Below are 18,189 nucleotides of genomic sequence, written 5' to 3' on the forward strand. Positions count from 1 at the left end.
GAGCTCAGCGCACCCGGAAGACCGGCCCACGGGGAGTGAACGGCAGGCGGCGTCCGTCCGGGATCAGATAGGCGTGCTCGCGGCGGACCCGCAGGACGTCGCACCAGCCGTCGGTGATCACCAGGACCGGCGCGGTGGGCGGGAAGTCGTCGGCGCGCTGGAGCAGGTCGATGCCGGGCTGCAGGACGGTGCCGCCGCGGCCGTGCACGCGGACCCGGCCGGCGATCTCGGTGGTCGGGAGATAGCCGGCGTCGTGGGGCGCCGCGTCGCAGAAGACGACGCGTGCGGCCGGTACGTCACGGGCCTCGGCGTAGGAGGCGATCGCGCCGAGGGCCTTGCCCAGCAGGGTGCGGTCCATGGAGCCGGAGGTGTCGAGGACCACGCCGAAGGTGCACCGGGCGACCTCCTCGGGCGGGAAGTACCGGCCGGCGCGCGGGATGTCCGGGGTGGACGACTGCCGGCGCGAGGAGCGGGCGTACGAGCGCACGGCCTCCGGGCGCGGCACGAACTCGTCGAACCAGCGGGCCAGTCGGGCGTCCCACGGCAGTGGCGGATGGCTGAGCGCGCGGATCTCCTCGACCAGGCCGCCGGGCAACAGGCCCCGGTCCTGCGTCTGGTGCAGGTCGAGTCCCTGGCAGAGGCCCCGGCGGTAGAACTCGTCGAGGTCCACGTACGCGCCGGGCGGCCCGAGCGGCGCGCCCAGCACGTCGCCACGCCCCTTGCCGCGCAGCGTGGCGAGCCGCCGCATCCTCCTCAGGTCGACGGCGATCCGGTCGTACACCTCCTCGGCCGACAGCCCCTTCAACTCGGCGTCGTACAGCAGCCCTTCGGGCATCGCGCCGACGCGCATCTCGACCAGCCAGCCGTTGATGACGTAGTCGCAGGCGATGTTGAAGAGGTACGGGTCGCGGGCGCCGAGGCGGTCGCCGTGGCGCAGGGCGGCGTGCAGCATCTCGTGGGCGAGGACGAACCGCCACTCCTCGTCGTCCATCGTCCGCAGCGGGTTGACGTAGATCTCGCCTGCCTCGGGGTTGACCGCGGCGACGGCGATGTCGTGGGCGCGGGCCAGTTCGGCGTCGGCGACCAGTGTGATGCCGGCCGCGATGCCGCCGAGCAGCGGGTAGGAGGAGACGAACCAGCTCAGCGCCCGTTCCCAGGGACGCCGCGGGGTCGGCGGCCCTGACATGGAGGTGCGGCGGCCGCCGGCCAGGTCCATCGCCCGGGACATGGTGCGGGTCAGCGCGTGCGCGAAACCGACCTGCCAGTCGGGGACCTGACCGGCCCACTTGCTCCAGGAGAGGAGGAGCTGGTCGGGCTCACCGCCGTTCGTCCCGCCGCGCTCGTACGCGGCCGGGATGCCGCCGGTCCGGCGCCAGCCGGCGGCGAGCCGCTCCTCGTCGCCCTCCGGGTAGGAGGCGGGCAGGTGGTCGGGGGCCTCACCGATCGGGAAGGTCTGCAGGAAGCGGTTGACGACGGCGCAACGGGCGGCGAGGTCGTAGCGGTCGGGCTGGGCGCGCGGCCCGGTGGCGGCCGGGAGGTGCCCGAAGCCGAGATGGATGGTGCAGTGCGCCAACGCCCAGGCCCACTCGGCGGGTTCGGCACGCCGGGTGGCGTGCGCGTGCAGCACCCCATCGGAGTCGGCCCGTACCAGCCCGTCCCGGGGCCCGAGTTCGCACTTCTCGTGCCGACAGATCGTGAACTCCACTGCCCGCAGGGCGGGGTTGGCGCGCAGCAGCTCGACGCCGGCCGCGAAGTTCTCGGCGGCCGGGTCCTGCTTCTTGCGCGCGGCGGCGGCTCGGCTCATCGCCGGGCCTCCACCAGCCGGGGCATGTCCCGGGCCGCCTCGATCAGGAACCAGGCGGGCAGGACCGGGTTGCCGTCGGCGTCGGAGGCGATGACGGTCTGGGCGACCTCGACGGAGATCTCCGCCAGCTGCACGAGCAGCGACTTGGCCCGGTACGCGGTCTGCCGGCCGTTCGCCGACATGTGCTCCTTGTCGGCGGGCAGTTCCTTGACCAGCCGCCCCCGGAACGACTCGGCGAGGTAGTACAGCAGGTCGCGGTCCTCGATCCGGGACGGCCACCCCGCGTCCCCCTTCAGGACCGCCTCGATCCCGAACCGGCTGCGCACGATCTTGACGTATCCGCAGAAGGCGGTGGCGTGCGCAGGGGTCAGCGTGCCGTGTGCCAGGACCTTCAGCGTCTCCTCGTCCAGCTCGCGCCCGAAGGAGTGCAGGGCGTCGGAGAGCATGTGCCAGGAGCGCGGTGTGGAGAACGGCTCCTCGGTCTTCGGCGGCTTGGACCACAGGTGGTCGGGCCGGTCGGTGAGGTGGTCCAGGATCCACGGGTGGATGCCGCCCGCCGCCGCCCAGGCGAGCCAGTCGTGCGCGGAGGCCTCCAGGTGCACGTGGGCCAGCCGGTTGACGAGCGCGGAGGCGATGGGCCGGGCGAGCGCGTTGTCGGTGGCCCGGTTGCCGGCGCCGATGACGATCGAGCCCTTGGGCAGCTCGTAGTTCCCGATGCGCCGGTCGAGGATCAGCGAGTAGAACGCCTTCTGCACGTCGGGGGTGGCCGCGTTCAGCTCGTCGAGGAAGAGACAGTAGGGCTCGTCCCGGGCGATCGACTCGGGCGGGCAGAACACCGACCGCCCGTCCCGGATCTGCGGAACCCCGATCAGGTCCTCGGGCGCGAGCTGCGTACCCAGCAGGCTCACGCACTCCAGCCCGAGCGATTCGGCGAACTCCCGCACCAGGGAGGACTTCCCGATACCGGGAGCGCCCCAGATGAACACCGGCCGCACGGTGGCGAGACCGAGCAGGAGTTCGGGGATACGGGAGGGCGTGACGGTCACGGCTGCCTGCAAGAGGCGGCTCCTTGGGGGTGTTCGAGGACTTTTGCGACTCGAACAGTGTGAGCCGGGAGCGAAGGGAACGCAGCCGATTTATCCGGGGCGCGGCCGGAGCGCCCCTTCAGGGGCGCTGGGGGTACCCCCGGCCGAAGGCTGGGGGAGGAACCGCGCGACCAACCCCCACCGGCCCGCAGTGAACGAACTACGCGGCCCTCTCCCCCTCCGCAGACAAGGGAACCTGCGGCCCGTCCGCCTCCCGGAGCCACCGCCGCAGCACCCCGTGCACCGCCTCGGCCCCCACCAGCTCCTCCCCCTCCGCCACCGGAGCGGAGACACAGACCGGCGACAACAGGAACGGCCGCCCCTGCGCGCCCCCCAACCCCCCGTGCGACCCGATCTGCTCCTCGAACGCCAGCACTTCCCCGCTCTCCGGGTCGTACCACGAGTTGACCATGATGTCGGCGGTGTGCGGGAAGGAGTGGGTCCGCCGTACGGCGTCGGCGGCGCCCGCCCCGAAGGCGGCCAGCGGCCCGGCGGCGCCGTCGAGCCGGTCGAGCGGTATCTCCGCGCCGTACGCGCCGAGCACCACCCCACCGTGCTCCGCGCTGCGCACCAGCAGGAACCCGACACCGGGATGGTTGGCGAGCGTCGGCAGCAGCGCGGGATGGCGCGCGTCGATCTCCTCCTTGGTCATCCGGTGCGGCACGTCCGGGAAGGAGACCAGCCCGAGGTTGCCGGAGGCGAGCACGATCGGCTCCGAGCGCCGGGTGGGCCGGTGCTTCTCGCCGCCCTCCTCGACCGGCCTGCGCAGCGCCGCGCGGACGGCGGCCCGCGCCTCCGTGCCGCTGTGGGTGCGCTCGGCCTTGCGCGGCACGTGCAGTCCGCAGCCGGCCCGGACCAGGTCGGCGAGGCCGAGGCCGTAGCGGGTGTGGAAGGTCTCGCCGGGGCTCTGGCCGTGGTCGGACAGGACGACGATCCGGTACTGCCGGGGGGCGTGTTCGGCGGCCTTCTCGATCAGGGCGAGGGCGCGGTCCAGGCGCTGCAGCACCTTCTCGGTGTCCCTGCTGTGCGGGCCGGAGTGGTGGGCGACCTCGTCGTAGGCGACCAGGTCGGCGTAGACGGCGCTGCGGCCGACGAGCAGGTCGCCCATGACCGCGGCGACGACCACGTCCCGCTCGACGACGGTCGCGAAGGCGCGGACGAAGGGGTAGAGGCCGCCGCGTTTGACGCGCGGGCGCTGCCTGCGGAGCCGGGCCGCGGTGGACTGGCCGATCTCGCGGCCGACCTCGGCGAAGAAGGAGAGCGCGGTGCGGACGGCGTTGGCCGGGTCGGCGAAGTAGGCGAAGTAGCCGGCGCGGGAACGGTTCTCCCGGCCGCGGCGGCGGGTGGCTATGGACAGGACGAGGGCCTGTTCGTCGGCGCCGCCGCTGAAGAGGTTGCCCCTGCTGGCGCCGTCCAGGGTGAGCAGTCCCCCGTCGGCGGTGCGCTCGACCGCCCGGCGCTGGAGTTCGGCGGCGCTGGTCGGCCGGTTGCAGACCATCACCTCCCGCTGCTCCTTCTCGTACCAGCGGAAGGCGGGGACGTCGAAGTTGGAGCCGTGCAGGATGCCCAGCTGGCTGGCGCCGGTCTGGCTGGACCAGTCGGTGCGCCACGGGGTGAGCCGGTGGGTGGGCCGCTCCTGCGCCGTTCCCAGCCAGCCGGCGACCGTCGGCATCAGGCCCTTGGCGACGGCGGCGGTGAGGACGTCGTGGCCGACGCCGTCGAGCTGGAGGAAGACGGTGCCGGGAGTGGCCGCGCAGGGCGGCTGGGATCTGCGGCGGCGGAGGGCGAGGCGGGAGAGCCGGTGGCCGTAGGCGTCGTCGTCGCGGACGGCGAGGGCACCGCCGGTGGCGGAGGCGACGGCGGACATCACGGCGGCCACGATCACGGCGGTCTCCGGCGCGGCCTCGCTCTGCCCGGAGGGGTTGATGCGCAGGGCGACGAGGAGGAGGGAGCCGTTGAGGAAGAAGACCAGCAGGCCGAGGACGAGGGCGGGCACGAGCAGCAGCAGCCGTACGAGGAGGGGCCAGACGACCGCGGAGAGCACACCGAAGGCGCCGGCGCCGAGGGCGGCGGTCACGGCGATCCGGGTGGCGCTGTCACCGTCGGGGGACTGGAGCTGAAAGTCGGGCAGGAGGCCGGCGAGGACCAGCATGGTGAGGGTGGACACCGCCCACACCGTGACGCTCCGCCCGACCTGACTGACGACCCGCCGCCACCGCACGCCCCACCGACCTCACGTCCACGCCCCCCGCCGGATGCGGGTCTGCTCGCGTCAACACTGTCACATGGGGGCGGGCCGGAAGTGGTCGGTCAGAGTGGGTTCGACACCGCCGGACACCCCCGCGGGGGCTGTACGCCGTGACGGCGGATGCAGGCGAGCCGGCGCGTTCGAACGGCCTGTGGGGTGTCGGCCCTCCGAATCCGCCGCAGCGGTGCTCAGCAGCGGTGCGCAGCCACGACGGGGGTGTCCGGCGGTGCCGTGCCCACGTCCGCCCGGCCGGCAGGGCGCGGCTCCGCCGCTCTACGGCCCCGTCCCTACCGGCCGTCGTACCCCGCCGTCGGCATCGACAGCCTGCGGTGGACCCGGGCCTTCATCTGGGCGTCGTAGCACGGCTCGGCCCGGCCCACCGTCTCCACCCGGACCCCGCGTCGCGCGCACTCCGCCATGAAGTCCTCGACCGATGACAGCGCGCTCTCCAGGACCCGTCTGCTCGGGGCGACGAAGACGTCGAGGCCGGGCCGGACGCCGGTCCACAGGGCGCTGTGGTCGGGGCGCAGGCCGCGGACCAGGAGTTCGCGGGCGATGACGTAGCCGTGTTCCACGGCCCAGCGTGCGCACATCGCGTGCTGGCTGCGGGAGTCGACCAGGAAGGGGTCGCTCTCCAGTTCCTCCAGGGGTGTAAGACTCGCGATCGCGGTCACCCGCACCGACGCGAGCCCGCCGGAGGCACCCCGCACCTGTCCCATGGCGTCCCCCCTCACCTCCGGGTTTCGCCGCCGACCCTACTCCTGCACGTAGGCTTCGGGGAGTCGCGCGAAGGAGGCAAAGAGGTGCCGGTGGAGATCACCTGGTGGGGTCACGCCACCTGCACGATCGAGGATTCGGGCGTACGACTGCTCACCGATCCTCTGTTCGCGCGCCGGCTCGCCCACCTGCGGCGCCGCCGGGGCGCCCCGCCGCCGCCCGAGGCCCGCCGCGCGGACCTCGCGCTCGTCTCCCACCTGCACGCCGACCATCTGCACGTCCCCTCGCTCGCCGGGCTCGCCCCGGGCACGCGCCTGCTGGTGCCCCGGGGCGCACCACGGGCGGTCCCCGCGCTCCGCCGCCTCCGTCGGCTGCGGATCACCGAGGTGGACGTCGGGGACGAGATACCGGTCGGCCCCCTCGTCGTACGGGCCGTGCCCGCGCGGCACGACGGCCGCCGGCTGCCGGTCGGACCGCACCGCTCCCCCGCCCTCGGGTACGTCGTCGAGGGCGGGGCGCGGACGTACTTCGCCGGGGACACCGGGCTGTTCGACGAGATGGCCGACGCGGTCGGGCCGGTGGACGTGGCCCTGCTGCCGGTCGGCGGATGGGGGCCGTACCTCGGGGAGGGCCACCTGGACGCCGGGCGGGCGGCGCGGGCGCTGGCGCGGCTCGCGCCGCGCAGCGCGGTGCCGGTGCACTACGGGACGTACTGGCCGATCGGCATGGACGGGGTGCGCCCGCACGAGTTCCACGCGCCCGGCGACGAGTTCGTGCGCCTCGCGGCCGAGTACGCGCCGCAGGTGGCGGTGCACAGGCTCGGCCACGGGGAGAGCGTGCGGCTGGAGGTCGCGCGGTGAGACTGCTGGTGGTCATGGCGGCCGCCGCCGGCTCCACCGCGGCGACCTCGTCGACGTCGACCGAGTCCGCGCAGCAGGCGATCGGGTATCCGACGCTGTTCCTGCTGGTGCTGATCGGGGCGTTGGTGCCGGTGATACCGACGGGGGCGCTGGTGAGCTCGGCGGCGGTAGTTGCGTTCCATCAGACGGCGCCGTTCGCGCTGGCGCTGGTGTTCGTGACGGCGTCGCTGGCGGCCTTCCTGGGGGATGCGGCGCTGTACTGGCTGGGGCGGCGGGGGCTGCGGTCGAAGAACGGGTCGCGGTGGCTGGAGGCGATCCGGTCGCGGGCGCCGGAGGAGCGGCTGGCACAGGCGCAGGAGAAGCTGGCCGAGCACGGGGTTGCCGTGCTGGTGCTGTCCCGGCTGGTGCCGGCCGGCCGGATACCCGTGATGCTGGCGTGTCTGCTGGCGGAGTGGCCGCTGCGGCGGTTCGCGCGGGGGAATGTGGCGGCGTGCCTGGCGTGGGCGGTGACGTATCAGGTGATCGGGATCCTGGGTGGGTCGTTGTTCCCGGAGCCGTGGGAAGGGGTGGTGGCGGCGGTGGGGCTGACGGTGGTCATCAGTGTGGCGCCGAGTGCGTGGCGGCGGGTTAGGTCTGCCGGGTGACGGTGCGTCGCGGGGCGCGGGTGCGTCGTGGTTGCTCGCGCCGTTCCTCCCCCAGCCTTCGGCCGCGGGTACCCCCAGCGCCCCTGTCGGGGCGCTCTAACCGACGGCGCTACCGATTGAAGTCCGCTCCAGAACCCTCGATCCCCCCACCGGCAGATCCCACAGGTCCTCTCGCCCCAACCCCGCCTTCTCCCAGGCCGCCCGCACCCGAGTCAGCGGTTCCAGGACCGGCTCCGCGGAGAGGATGAAGGTGCCCCAGTGCATCGGGGCCATCCGCCTGGCCCCCAGGTCCTGTGTCGCCCGTACCGCCTCCTCCGGGTCCAGGTGGACGTCGCTGAGCCACCAGCGGGGGTTGTAGGCGCCGATGGGCATCAGGGCGAGGTCGATGCCCGGGTAGCGGCGGCCGATGCGGGAGAACCAGTGGCCGTAGCCCGTGTCGCCGGCGAAGTGGACGCGGCCGCCGTCGGGGGCGGTGAGGACCCAGCCGCCCCAGAGGCTGTGGCAGGTGTCGGTCAGGGTGCGCTTGGACCAGTGGTGGGCGGGGACGAAGTCGAAGCGGACCCCGGACAGTTCGGCCGCCTCCCACCAGTCCAGCTCGGTGACGGTGGTGAAACGGCGGCGCCGGAACCAGCGGCCAAGACCGGCCGGCACGAACACCGGTGTGTCGCGCGGGATGCGGCGCAGGGTGGGGGCGTCCAGGTGGTCGTAGTGGTTGTGGCTGATGACCACCGCGTCGATGTGCGGCAGGGTCTCCCAGGGGACACCGACCGGGGTGACGCGGGCGGGGGTGCCGAGGATGCGGCGGGACCAGACCGGGTCGGTGAGGACGGTCAGGCCGCCGATCCGGACGACCCAACTGGCGTGTCCCGCCCAGGTGACGGCGACGGTGTCGGCGTCCGCGCGGGGCAGCGGGCCGGGTTCGTAGGGCAGCCGGCCGACGTCGGCGAGGCCCTCGCGGCCGGGGCGGACGGAGCCCTCGCGGGCGAACCGGGCCATGGCCTTGAGGCCGGGCAGCGGGGCGGTCAGGCGGTCGTGGAAGGTCCGCGGCCAGACCCGGAGTTCACCCAGCGGGCGGGGGTCGGCCAGTGGCGGGAACGGCGGCGCGTACGGAGCAGGGGCCGTGGCGGGACCGGCTTCTCCGGTCGTCGTGGCGGTCGTCGTGACAGGCGTGGTGAGGGCCGGCGTGGTGAGGGCGGTCGTCGTCGGAGCAGTCGTCGTGGTGGCAGTCGTCGTCGCGGGCGCTGACTCATGCGTCTGCTGCGTCATCGAGGAGGCTCCCATCGCTGAGCGTCGTCGCGGAGATCGTCGAGTACCGACTCCAAGGACATCAACGCGCGTTGCACGTGTGGCAGTTCCAACGGTGCGGGTGACGTGAGGCATTCCAGGCGTTCCGCGTCGGTACCGCCCAGCAGCGGGCCGGTGGCGAGCCGGACGCGCAGCGCGCCGAGGTCGTCTCCGAACCGATGGCCGCCGGGTGCCGGCATGCCGAGGCGGGCGGTGAGGAAGTCCTCCAACTCCTGTGCGTCGCCGACCCCGTGGGCGCCGAGCGCGGCCCGCAGCGGCTCCAGGTCGGCGTACAGGTGACGGCCGGCCTGCGGGGGCCGGGCCAGGGCGCCGCCGGCGACCACCGCGGTGTGCGCGGCGGCGGCCACGCGCGCGTGCAGCCGTACGACGGCCTCCCGGCGCGCGGTGACGGGCCCGGGCTCGTCAAGCGCGTACGCCGCGGCGACCGCGACCGGTCCGGCGAGACGGGCGCCCAGCGCCGTGAGGATGTCCAGCACGCGCGCGTGCAGGGTCCTGCCGGTGGCGCCCTCCGGGAACCGGGCCACGGCGGCGGGCCAGCCGGCCGGCAGCAGGGCACCGGCCAGGTCGGTGACGACGGTGACCCGGTCGGGGAGCATCTCGGCGGGGCTGAGCAGCACCGTGGCGTCCGGGGCGTGCAGGGTGTCGCGCCAGGTCTCGTCGCTGACCAGGTGCAGTCCCGCGCTGGTCGCGGCCTCCACGGTCTCGTGCAGCAGCTCGGGCGGGGCGACGGTTGCGGTGGGGTCGTCGGCGACGGAGAGCACGAGCAGCCGGGGGTCGCCGCCCTCGTCCCGGACCCGGCGCACGGTCTCCAGCAGCGCGTACGGGTCGGGGGCACCTCCGGACTCGGCCGGGGTGGCCACGTGGAAGACGGGCCGGCCGAGGAGCCGGGCGTACGGCGCCCACCAGGCGGCGCAGGGGCGCGGCACCAGGACGTCGCCGCCGAGGGCAGCGGTGAGCGCCAGCAGCAGGGCGGGGGCGCCGGGTCCGGCGGTCACCCGGTCGGGCGGGGCGGGCAGACCGCGGCATTCCCAGTAGCCGCAGGCCGCGTCCAGCAGCGCCGGTCCGCCGCCGACGGGCTCCTCCGCGCCCAGGTTCGCGACGGTGGCCAGGACGGCGGCGAGCTCGGGCAGGACGGGCAGCCCGTCGTCGGGCAGGGGCGGCCCGTAGCGGACGGGACCGTGGCCCTCGGGTGACGCCGGTCCGCTCTCCTCCGTGGAGCTGCCGTCCGCCGGTCCGTGGGCCCCGGGATCCGTCCGCCGCATGTCCGCCTCCGCGCAGTCCGTGGTGCCGTGTGCTGTCCGGTCCGGGTCGTGCGTACGGTGCCGGAGTGGTCGCTCCGGGGTACCCGGCCGCGGCCCGGTCACCCGTCGACGCCGGGCCTCCCGCCCCACAGCCGGTACGGCCGCCCGCCCCACAGCCGGTACGCGGCACCGCAGCAGGCGGCCGCGATCAGCAGCCCGCCCGCGACCAGCGCCGGCACGGACGTGTTGTAGGCGCCCCCGTCCCCGGCCGCCACCCCGTGCTGCACGCCGGCCGCGGCGCAGGACCCGTCACCGCCCCGGGCCCCGCCGCACTCCTGCCCGCCACCGCCACCGCCGCCGCACGACTGCTGCCCTCCGGAGCACGGCCGCTCACCGTTCCCGTGCGGGACGTCACCGCCCTCCCCCCGGGGGTCCGTGGCACCGACGTCACCGCGGGAGGCCGTGCCGTCATCACCACGATCACCACGGGAGGCCGTTCCCTCGTCACCGCGAGCGGCCGTGCCCTCGTCCCCACGGTCGCCGGTGCCGTCGTCACCGCGGGCGGACATGCCGTCGTCCCCGCGCGGGGTCGTTCCGTCGTCCCCGCGCGGGGTCGTTCCGTCGTCCCCGCGCAGGGTCGTTCCGTCGTCCCCGCGCAGGGTCGTTCCGTCGTCCCCGCGCAGGGTCGTTCCGTCGTCCCCGCGCAGGGTCGTTCCGTCGTCCCCGCCGGGGACCGTCCCCCCGTCCACCTGGGGCACCGTGTCGCCGCCAGCCTCGGGCGCGGCCCCGCCACCGACCTCCGGCGCGACCCCACCACCGGCCTCCGGCGGAGCCCCACCTCCAACCCCCGGCACAACCCCACCACCGACCCCCGGCACAACCCCACCGCCGCCCTGGAGAACGGTGCCGCCGTCGCCCACGGAAGCCGTACCGCCGCCGTCACCCGGCGCGACGGCCAGCCGCGCGCTCCAGGGCCGTCCCTGCTGTCCGCTCGCCGCCGGGCAGGTCCCGTCGACGGTCCGGGTACCGTCCCGTCCGGCGCCCGCCGCGTCCCCGGCCGTGTCGCCCGCCGCCGCGTCCCCCTCCGTATAACCCAACGGCTGGTCGCCGGAGACGACCTGTGCGGTGCCCCGGTAGAGAAGGCCGCTCCCCTGCTCGACCCTGGCCAGCCGCACGGTGTGTCCGGCGAACGCCGAGGACGTCGCGTCGATGGCCGCAGGCGCCTGCCCCCCGGCCTTCGCGCAGGTCACGGAGACGGTGACGACGGTGCCGGGCCGGGCGTTGCCGGGGCTGATCTCGGCGGCGGGGCCGGCGGCCGTGGCGGCCGTGCCGGTGGCGCCGAACGCGGCACCCGCCAGGGCGGCGACGGACAGGGTGCGAACGGTGCGGCGCATGGGAGGAGCTCCTTGCACGGACGACTCGGAGGCACGGGGTCCGTACCCCCGCAGCCATCACAGCCCGGCCCACGTCCGGTCGCGCGCGGCCGGACCCCATTCGCGGGACACGCGCCCTCTTTCGGGTGACGTCACGGCCCGGTTCCGGCGTGTCGGGAACGTCCGGGTGGATCCCCGTGTCGGTCACCCGTCCCCGGGTACGCGGTCCGCACCCCCTGACGTACCTGGAGGGAGAACATGCAGCGAGGCAGTGACCGGCTGAACGTGCACCGGGACGACGAGATGAAGCACGAGCTCCAGGGCCTGCTCAGGTCCGGGCACCCGACGCGCACCGAGGACTGGAACGACCCCGAGCCGCCGGCCGAGGACGATCCGGAGCTCTACCGCGGTGCGGTGGTGCCGGGGACCAGTGAGCGGGCGGCGCCGGAGAGCGTACGTCTGGAGTTGTCCCGGTCCCTGACCCGGCACGACTTCCCGGCCGCCCCGCGGGAGCTGGCCGGCGTGCTGCGGCACAAGAACGCCCCCGACGCCCTGGTCGAGCGGGTTTCCCGGCTGCCGCGTTCGGCACGCTATGGCAACCTGCTGGCGCTGGCCGAGGCGGTGTCCGGCGGGGAGTGAGCCGGGGCGCAGAGAACGAACGAAGCCGCGCGCCGGCGGGCCGCCCGTCCGCCGGCGCGCCTCGGAAGGGAGTGAGCATCATGCGTGTCGCGTTTCTGGTCGCGCCCGAGGGCGTCGAGCAGGTGGAGCTGACCGAACCGTGGAAGGCGGTCTCCGACGCCGGGCACGAGCCGCTGCTGGTGTCGACGAAGCCGGGGAAGATCCAGGCCTTCGACCACCTGGACAAGGCGGAGACGTTTCCGGTGGACGAGGTGGTCGGCGAGACGTCGGCGGACTCGTTCGGGGGGCTCGTGCTGCCGGGCGGGGTGGCCAACCCGGACTTCCTGCGGATGGACGAGAAGGCCGTCGCGTTCGTCAAGGACTTCTTCGACGGCGGCCGGCCGGTCGCGGCGATCTGCCACGCGCCCTGGACGCTGGTCGAGGCGGATGTCGTACGCGGCCGGACGCTGACATCCTGGCCGAGCCTGCAGACCGACATCCGCAACGCCGGGGGCACCTGGGTCGACGAGCAGGTCAAGGTCTGCGACAGCGGCCCGAACAAGCTGGTCACGAGCCGTAGGCCGGACGATCTCAAGGCGTTCTGCGAGGCCTTCCTCGACGTGCTCACCGGGTAGTCCGCGCGGCGGCCGGCCGGAACGAGGGCGCCGTGGCCTCAGCCCGCGGTGGCGCCCGGCGTCGCCGTCTCGGCGCAGTTCCGCTCCCGGGCGCCCTCGCGGGTCCGGCCGGAGGCGACGACGCGGCGCGGATTGCGCCGCAGGTACTCGCCCTCCAGCTGGGCCATGCGCTCGTTGTGGGCCCGCAGCGCGTCGTTCGAGCCGTACAGCAGGGTGTCGTGGCGCGTCCGGTGGATGGTCTCCAGCTCCTTCATGAGCTGCTGGTCGTCCAGCCGGCTGGGGTCGACTCCGGTCATGGTGGTACCCCGCTCGTCGTGTGGGTCCCGGCGGTCCGGATTCCTGCCTCCACTGTACGAACATCCGGGCGCGCGGGCCTGTCTGGAGGCGCCGCCCTACCGCACCCGGTCCACCCGGCGCTCGTCCCACACCGGCTCGGCGGTCTCGCGGACCCGGCCGTCGCTGCCGAAGACCAGGTAGCGGTCGAAGGAGCGGGCGAACCAGCGGTCGTGGGTGACGGCGAGCACCGTGCCGTCGAAGGCCTCCAGACCCTCCTGGAGGGCCTCGGCGGACTCCAGGTCGAGGTTGTCGGTCGGCTCGTCGAGCAGGAGCGCCGTCACACCCTGGAGCTCCAGCAGGAGGATCTGGAACCGGGCCTGCTGGCCGCCCGACAGCCGCTCGAAGTTCTGTTCGGACTGCTGGGTGAGTTCGTAGCGGCGCAGCCGGGACATCGCCGCCCCGCGGTCCTGGGAGTGCTCCGTCCACAGGATGTCCAGGAGGGTCCGGCCCTCCAGCTCGGGGTGGGCGTGGGTCTGCGCGAAGTGCCCGGGGACCACCCGCGCGCCCAGCTTCCACTGCCCCTCGTGGGCCACCTCCTCACCGGCCAGCAGCCGCAGGAAGTGCGACTTGCCGGAGCCGTTGGAGCCGAGGACGGCGACCCGTTCGCCGTAGAAGACCTCCAGGTCGAAGGGTTTCATCAGGCCGGTGAGTTCGAGCTGCGCGCAGGTGACGGCCCGTACGCCGGTACGGCCGCCCTTGATGCGCATCCTGATGTCCTGCTCGCGCGGCGGCTCGGGCGGCGGGCCGGCCTCCTCGAACTTGCGCAGCCGGGTCTGCGCGGCCGCGTACCGGGACGCCATCTCGTGGGAGACGGCGGCCGCCTGACGGAGCGTCAGCACCAGCTTCTTCAGCTGGGCGTGCTTCTCGTCCCAGCGGCGGCGCAACTCCTCGAAGCGGGCGAAGCGTTCGCGGCGGGCCTCGTGGTAGGTGGCGAAGCCGCCGCCGTGCACCCAGGCGTCGGCGCCGGTCGGCGAGGGCTCCACGGAGACGATCTTCTCGGCGGCGCGGGCGAGGAGTTCGCGGTCGTGGGAGACGAACAGGACGGTCTTGCGGGTCTCCTTCAGCTGCTGCTCCAGCCAGCGCTTGCCGGGCACGTCGAGGTAGTTGTCCGGCTCGTCGAGCAGCAGCACCTCGTCGGTGCCCCGGAACAGCGCCTCCAGCACCAGCCGCTTCTGCTCACCGCCGGAGAGGGTGCGCACCTGCCGCCACTGGGCCTTCTCGTACGGCACCCCGAGGGCGGCCGTGGTGCACATGTCCCAGAGGGTCTCGTGCTCGTAGCCGCGCACCTCGGCCCAGTCGGCGAGGGCCTGCGCGTACGTCAGCTGGGCCGCCTCGTCGTCGACGGTCATGAGGGCGTGCTCGGCCTTGTCGACGGCCTGCGCGGCCGTGCGGATGCCGGGCGGCGCGACGGAGACGAGGAGATCCCGTACCGTCGTCTCGTCCCGTACGGAACCCACGAACTGGCGCATCACGCCGAGACCGCCGCTCACGGCCACGGTGCCGGCGTGCGGCTTCAGCTCGCCGGAGATCAGCCGCAGCAGAGTGGTCTTGCCGGCACCGTTGGGCCCGACGAGGGCGACGGCGGCGCCCTCTCCGACCCGGAACGAGACATCGCCGAGCAGGGCCCTCCCGTCGGGGAGGTAGTACTCGAGGTGCGCGGCTTCCAGGTGTCCCATGGTGAGGGATTCTGCGGGGCGCGCCCGCGATGGGGCAAACCGTTATCAGGTGGTTCTACGGGTGCAGGCCGGTGGGGGCCGGTCGCGCAGTTCCTCCCCCAGCCTTCGGCCGGGGGTACCCCGAGCGCCCCTGACGGGGCGCTGCAGCGAGGGGCGCTGCAGACGCGCCCCAAAGGGGCGCGGGGAACTGCGCGAGCAACCACGACGCACCGCGGCCGAAAACGTCGGCGGCCCTACTCCACCGGCTCCCCCGTAGGCCCGCTCGCTCCCGTCGGCTCCACCACCGCGCCCTCCCAGGACAGCGCCTTCCAGCCGTCGGCCGGGGAGCCCTCCAGGATCACCACGCCCGTGTTGCCGAGGGGGCGGGAGGCGGCGTAGGGGACGTCGACGTTGTCGGCGCGGGCCGCCGTCCACAGGCGGATCACGGCGCCGTGGCTGACCATGGCGACCGTCCCGGCGCCGGTCGCGGCGGCCTCGGCGATCACCGCGTCGTAGCGGCCCAGGACCTCGTCCCCGGTCTCCCCGCCGGGCATGCGCGGCGCGGTGTCCCCGGCCGCCCACGCGAACACGGTCCGCATGTACTCCTCGCCGCGCTCGGAGTGGCCGGGCAGCAGCTCCAGGTCGCCGGCGAAGACCTCGCGGATGCCGTCGCGGACGACGGGGTCGAGACCGCGGGCGGTGGCCAGCGGGGCGGCGGTGAGCTGGGTGCGGGTGAGGGTGGAGACGTAGAGGGCCTCGATGTCCTCGTCGGCGAGGGCCCCCGGGAGGGCCGCCGCCTGCTGCTCGCCGAGGGCGGTCAGACCGGGACCCGGTACCGCGGTGTCGAGCAGGAAGTCGACGTTGGTCGGGGTCTGCCCGTGACGTATGAGGAGCAGGCGCATCCAGGATTCCTCTCACTCGGCTCACTCGTCCGCATCGCGGGCCGGCAGGAAAGTGCCACTTCAGGGTACCCGCACCCGCATGAGCCCAGACGTCGACCTCACCGTCCCGAAGCCCGGCCGGCACGCGCTGCGCGACCGGCTGCTCGCCCTCGACAGCCGGCTGTTCGAGATCGCCGCCGAGCGGAACTGGCCGTTCGCCGAGCCGGTGCTGCCCCGACTGAGCCGGAGCGCCAACCACGGGGTGCTGTGGTTCGCGACGGCCGCCGCGGTGGCCGCGACCCGCACACCCCGGGCCCGCCGGGCCGCCGCCCGCGGCCTGGCCTCGCTCGCCCTGGCCTCCCTGACCATCAACACCCTCGGCAAGCGCTCGGTGCGCCGTCCGCGCCCGCTCCTGGACCCGGTGCCCGTGGTACGGCACCTGAAGCGGCAGCCGATCACCACCTCGTTCCCCTCCGGGCACGCCGCGTCGGCGGCCGCCTTCGCGACCGGGGTCGCCCTGGAGTCCCCGTCGTGGGGCGCGGTGGTGGCGCCGGTGGCGTTCTCCGTCGCCATGTCCCGGGTGTACACGGGCGTGCATTTCCCGAGCGACGTGCTCGCGGGTGCGGCGCTGGGGGCAGGCGCCGCGTTCGCCGTACGGGCGCTGGTGCCGACCCGGGCGCAGACCGGCCCGCCGCCCCGGCCGCGCGCCGAGGCCCCGGCGCTGGCCGACGGCGAGGGTCTGGTGGTGGTGGCCAACCGGGCCTCGGGCAGCGCCGAGCGGATGCGGGCGCTGCACCGCGAGCTGCCGGCGGCGGAGCTGGTGGAGTGCGAACCGGGCGAGGTGCGGGCCGAGTTGGCGAAGGCGGCGACGCGGGCGCGGGCGCTCGGGGTGTGCGGCGGCGACGGCACCGTGAACGCGGCGGCCGACGTCGCGCTGCGCCACGGGCTGCCGCTCGCGGTGCTGCCCGGCGGCACCCTCAACCACTTCGCCCACGACCTGAGCGTGGAGGACGGCCGGGGCATCGGCCGGGCCGTGCGCGAGGGCGAGGCGGTCCGGGTGGACGTCGGCCGCTTCACCTCCGGCGATCTGGAGGGCGTCTTCCTGAACACGCTGAGCCTGGGCGTCTATCCGGAGCTGGTCCGGGAGCGGGAACGCTGGTCGCACCGCATCGGTGCCTGGCCCGCCGAGGTGCTGGCCGTGCTGCGCGTGCTGCGCACGGACCGGCATCCGCTCCGGGTCGAACTGCGCGGCGAGACCCACCCGTTGTGGCTGCTGTTCGTCGGCAACTGCCTCTACCACCGGCTGGCCCTGACCCCGGGCCGCCGCACCGACCTGGCGGACGGGCAGCTCGACGTACGCGTGGTGCACGGGGGCCGGCATCCCGCGCTCCGCCTGCTCTCCGCCGCCCTCGCGGGTCCCCTCACCCGGTCCCCCGCCCATGCCGAGGCCCGAGTGAGCCGGCTGCTCCTGAGGGGCATCGCGGCCGGCACACCGCTCGCCTACGACGGTGAAGTCACCGATGTCGCGGGCGAGATGACCGTGGAGAAGCTGCCGGAGGCACTGACCGTGTACCGGCCGCTGCCCTGACGTCCGTCGACACTCATGACGAACCGTCAGTCCACATAGTAAAACACGGGTCTCATCATTCGACATGCGCGCGTAGCGTTGCGGATACCGCGGGACGGGGCCGTCCGGCCCCGTCCGCCGGTGTGACGCGAAGGGGTTGAGCCATGTCGAAGCCACAGGAGACCGCCGTCTACACGCACGGGCACCACGAGTCGGTGCTGCGTTCCCACACCTGGCGCACCGCCGCCAACTCCGCCGCCTATCTGCTCGGTTCGCTCAAGCCCCACATGCAGATCCTGGACATCGGCTGCGGACCGGGAACGATCACCGCCGACCTGGCCGCACTGGTCCCCGACGGCCGTGTCACCGGAGTCGACCACGCGCCGGGCATCCTGGAGCAGGCCCGCGCGACCGCCGCCGGGCGCGGGCTGACGAACGTGGACTTCGCGGTCGCCGACGTGCACGCGCTGGACTACCCGGACGACACCTTCTGCGTGGTCCATGCCCACCAGGTGCTCCAGCACGTGGGCGACCCGGTGCAGGCGCTGCGCGAGATGCGGCGGGTCACCAAGCCGGGCGGCTTCATCGCCGTACGCGACTCGGACTATGCGGCGATGACGTGGTACCCGGCGGTGCCCGGCCTGGACGACTGGTCGGACCTGTACCGGCGGGTCGCCCGGGCCAACGGCGGCGAGCCGGACGCCGGGCGGCGGCTGAGGTCCTGGGCGCTGGCCGCGGGGCTCACCGACATCACGGCCACCTCGGGCACCTGGACGTACAGCACGGCCGGGGAGCGGGCCTGGTGGGGCGGGCTGTGGGCGGACCGTACGGTCGCCTCGTCCTACGCCGAGCGGGCCACCGAGGGCGGACACGCGACCTCGGAGCAGTTGGCGGGGATCGCGGCCGCCTGGCGGGAGTGGGCGGGGCACGAGGACGGCTGGTTCGCCGTACTGCACGGAGAAATTCTGTGCCGTAAGTGAGCCTGATCCGCGGATTTCGGGAAACCCGCTTTGCAGGAGGTTCACACTATGGTTCCCATCCTGCTGGTGCTGCTTCTGGTCCTGATTCTCTTCGGTGCCGGATTCGCGGTGAAACTACTCTGGTGGATCGCACTCGCCGTACTTGTGATATGGCTTCTCGGATTCCTGGTCCGGGGCACGACCGGCGCCGGTGGCAGGGGTCGCTGGTACAGGTGGTGACGCCACCCGCCGGTGGCGCGG

17 protein-coding genes are annotated in these 18,189 nt (G+C 74.1%); 7 read left to right on the top strand and 10 right to left on the bottom strand.

Annotated elements, in window-relative coordinates:
* Nucleotides 1-4: 4 nt before the first annotated feature.
* From ACFY6U_RS00815 to ACFY6U_RS00830, 4 genes are all read right to left on the bottom strand, one after another.
* A complete protein-coding gene (locus ACFY6U_RS00815; RefSeq protein ID WP_390034403.1) occupies nt 5-1,804 on the bottom strand; it encodes a hypothetical protein in 1,800 nt (599 codons plus the stop codon).
* Nucleotides 1,801-2,862: an ATP-binding protein gene (locus tag ACFY6U_RS00820; RefSeq protein ID WP_390034404.1), complete on the bottom strand. Its 1,062-nt coding sequence runs from the start codon at nt 2,860-2,862 to the stop codon at nt 1,801-1,803. The genes ACFY6U_RS00815 and ACFY6U_RS00820 overlap by 4 nt, the downstream gene beginning before the upstream one ends.
* 187 nt (nt 2,863-3,049) lie before the next feature.
* Nucleotides 3,050-5,065 (bottom strand): alkaline phosphatase family protein, encoded by a 2,016-nt coding sequence (locus tag ACFY6U_RS00825; RefSeq protein ID WP_390035168.1) that lies wholly within the window; start codon nt 5,063-5,065, stop codon nt 3,050-3,052.
* Between the two features lie 359 nt (nt 5,066-5,424).
* Entirely contained in the window at nt 5,425-5,856 is a 432-nt protein-coding gene (locus ACFY6U_RS00830; RefSeq protein WP_390034405.1) for a hypothetical protein, read from the bottom strand.
* An 84-nt stretch (nt 5,857-5,940) separates the two neighbouring features.
* On the opposite strand from ACFY6U_RS00830, the gene ACFY6U_RS00835 reads away from it, so the two are divergent.
* Both ACFY6U_RS00835 and ACFY6U_RS00840 read left to right on the top strand, forming a co-directional pair.
* Nucleotides 5,941-6,714 carry an MBL fold metallo-hydrolase gene (locus ACFY6U_RS00835; RefSeq protein ID WP_390034406.1) on the top strand — a complete coding sequence of 258 codons (774 nt, stop codon included), beginning with the start codon at nt 5,941-5,943 and terminating at the stop codon, nt 6,712-6,714.
* Nucleotides 6,715-6,728: 14 nt separating this feature from the next.
* Complete coding sequence (locus ACFY6U_RS00840) at nt 6,729-7,358, top strand: DedA family protein (RefSeq protein WP_390035169.1); 630 nt, start codon at nt 6,729-6,731, stop codon at nt 7,356-7,358.
* 96 nt (nt 7,359-7,454) lie between these two features.
* Here ACFY6U_RS00840 and ACFY6U_RS00845 read toward each other — a convergent pair whose 3' ends face one another.
* The 3 genes from ACFY6U_RS00845 to ACFY6U_RS00855 form a co-directional block, all read right to left on the bottom strand.
* Nucleotides 7,455-8,624 (bottom strand): MBL fold metallo-hydrolase, encoded by a 1,170-nt coding sequence (locus ACFY6U_RS00845; RefSeq protein ID WP_390034407.1) that lies wholly within the window; start codon nt 8,622-8,624, stop codon nt 7,455-7,457.
* On the bottom strand, nt 8,621-9,925 hold the full coding sequence (locus ACFY6U_RS00850; protein WP_390034408.1) for an aminotransferase class I/II-fold pyridoxal phosphate-dependent enzyme: 1,305 nt from the start codon (nt 9,923-9,925) through the stop codon (nt 8,621-8,623). The genes ACFY6U_RS00845 and ACFY6U_RS00850 overlap by 4 nt, the downstream gene beginning before the upstream one ends.
* A gap of 98 nt (nt 9,926-10,023) precedes the next feature.
* A complete protein-coding gene (locus ACFY6U_RS00855; RefSeq protein WP_390034409.1) occupies nt 10,024-11,298 on the bottom strand; it encodes a hypothetical protein in 1,275 nt (424 codons plus the stop codon).
* Nucleotides 11,299-11,535: 237 nt separating this feature from the next.
* Between ACFY6U_RS00855 and ACFY6U_RS00860 the strand changes: the two genes are divergently transcribed.
* Nucleotides 11,536-11,916, top strand: coding sequence for a DUF2795 domain-containing protein (locus tag ACFY6U_RS00860; RefSeq protein ID WP_390034410.1), 381 nt, complete (start codon nt 11,536-11,538; stop codon nt 11,914-11,916).
* Between the two features lie 80 nt (nt 11,917-11,996).
* Complete coding sequence (locus tag ACFY6U_RS00865) at nt 11,997-12,530, top strand: type 1 glutamine amidotransferase domain-containing protein (RefSeq protein ID WP_390034411.1); 534 nt, start codon at nt 11,997-11,999, stop codon at nt 12,528-12,530.
* A gap of 38 nt (nt 12,531-12,568) precedes the next feature.
* Here the strand turns inward: ACFY6U_RS00865 and ACFY6U_RS00870 are convergent, their stop codons facing one another.
* From ACFY6U_RS00870 to ACFY6U_RS00880, 3 genes are all read right to left on the bottom strand, one after another.
* On the bottom strand, nt 12,569-12,826 hold the full coding sequence (locus ACFY6U_RS00870) for a DUF6158 family protein (RefSeq protein WP_390034412.1): 258 nt from the start codon (nt 12,824-12,826) through the stop codon (nt 12,569-12,571).
* A gap of 96 nt (nt 12,827-12,922) precedes the next feature.
* On the bottom strand, nt 12,923-14,542 hold the full coding sequence (locus ACFY6U_RS00875; protein WP_390034413.1) for an ABC-F family ATP-binding cassette domain-containing protein: 1,620 nt from the start codon (nt 14,540-14,542) through the stop codon (nt 12,923-12,925).
* Nucleotides 14,543-14,775: 233 nt separating this feature from the next.
* Nucleotides 14,776-15,423, bottom strand: coding sequence for a histidine phosphatase family protein (locus ACFY6U_RS00880; RefSeq protein WP_390034414.1), 648 nt, complete (start codon nt 15,421-15,423; stop codon nt 14,776-14,778).
* Between the two features lie 79 nt (nt 15,424-15,502).
* On the opposite strand from ACFY6U_RS00880, the gene ACFY6U_RS00885 reads away from it, so the two are divergent.
* From ACFY6U_RS00885 to ACFY6U_RS00895, 3 genes are all read left to right on the top strand, one after another.
* Nucleotides 15,503-16,990, top strand: coding sequence for a bifunctional phosphatase PAP2/diacylglycerol kinase family protein (locus tag ACFY6U_RS00885; RefSeq protein WP_390034415.1), 1,488 nt, complete (start codon nt 15,503-15,505; stop codon nt 16,988-16,990).
* Between the two features lie 143 nt (nt 16,991-17,133).
* Nucleotides 17,134-17,949 (top strand): class I SAM-dependent methyltransferase, encoded by an 816-nt coding sequence (locus ACFY6U_RS00890; protein ID WP_390034416.1) that lies wholly within the window; start codon nt 17,134-17,136, stop codon nt 17,947-17,949.
* A 48-nt stretch (nt 17,950-17,997) separates the two neighbouring features.
* The gene (locus ACFY6U_RS00895) at nt 17,998-18,168 is read left to right on the top strand and encodes a hydrophobic protein (RefSeq protein ID WP_234537583.1); all 171 of its coding nucleotides are present in this window, start codon (nt 17,998-18,000) and stop codon (nt 18,166-18,168) included.
* The last annotated feature ends 21 nt before the right edge of the window (nt 18,169-18,189 follow it).

This window comes from Streptomyces sp. NPDC013157 (assembly GCF_042899865.1).
GTDB lineage: Bacteria > Actinomycetota > Actinomycetes > Streptomycetales > Streptomycetaceae > Streptomyces.

Bases quoted from the DNA above. Each gene is read 5' to 3' on its own strand.
- ACFY6U_RS00865 (WP_390034411.1), top strand. From the start codon at position 11,997: ATGCGTGTCGCGTTTCTGGTCGCGCCCGAGGGCGTCGAGCAGGTGGAG.
- ACFY6U_RS00880 (WP_390034414.1), bottom strand. From the start codon at position 15,423: ATGCGCCTGCTCCTCATACGTCACGGGCAGACCCCGACCAACGTCGAC.
- ACFY6U_RS00890 (WP_390034416.1), top strand. From the start codon at position 17,134: ATGTCGAAGCCACAGGAGACCGCCGTCTACACGCACGGGCACCACGAG.
- ACFY6U_RS00840 (WP_390035169.1), top strand. From the start codon at position 6,729: ATGGCGGCCGCCGCCGGCTCCACCGCGGCGACCTCGTCGACGTCGACC.
- ACFY6U_RS00885 (WP_390034415.1), top strand. From the start codon at position 15,503: ATGAGCCCAGACGTCGACCTCACCGTCCCGAAGCCCGGCCGGCACGCG.
- ACFY6U_RS00860 (WP_390034410.1), top strand. From the start codon at position 11,536: ATGCAGCGAGGCAGTGACCGGCTGAACGTGCACCGGGACGACGAGATG.
- ACFY6U_RS00850 (WP_390034408.1), bottom strand. From the start codon at position 9,925: ATGCGGCGGACGGATCCCGGGGCCCACGGACCGGCGGACGGCAGCTCC.
- ACFY6U_RS00875 (WP_390034413.1), bottom strand. From the start codon at position 14,542: ATGGGACACCTGGAAGCCGCGCACCTCGAGTACTACCTCCCCGACGGG.
- ACFY6U_RS00815 (WP_390034403.1), bottom strand. From the start codon at position 1,804: ATGAGCCGAGCCGCCGCCGCGCGCAAGAAGCAGGACCCGGCCGCCGAG.
- ACFY6U_RS00855 (WP_390034409.1), bottom strand. From the start codon at position 11,298: ATGCGCCGCACCGTTCGCACCCTGTCCGTCGCCGCCCTGGCGGGTGCC.
- ACFY6U_RS00830 (WP_390034405.1), bottom strand. From the start codon at position 5,856: ATGGGACAGGTGCGGGGTGCCTCCGGCGGGCTCGCGTCGGTGCGGGTG.
- ACFY6U_RS00895 (WP_234537583.1), top strand. From the start codon at position 17,998: ATGGTTCCCATCCTGCTGGTGCTGCTTCTGGTCCTGATTCTCTTCGGT.
- ACFY6U_RS00845 (WP_390034407.1), bottom strand. From the start codon at position 8,624: ATGACGCAGCAGACGCATGAGTCAGCGCCCGCGACGACGACTGCCACC.
- ACFY6U_RS00870 (WP_390034412.1), bottom strand. From the start codon at position 12,826: ATGACCGGAGTCGACCCCAGCCGGCTGGACGACCAGCAGCTCATGAAG.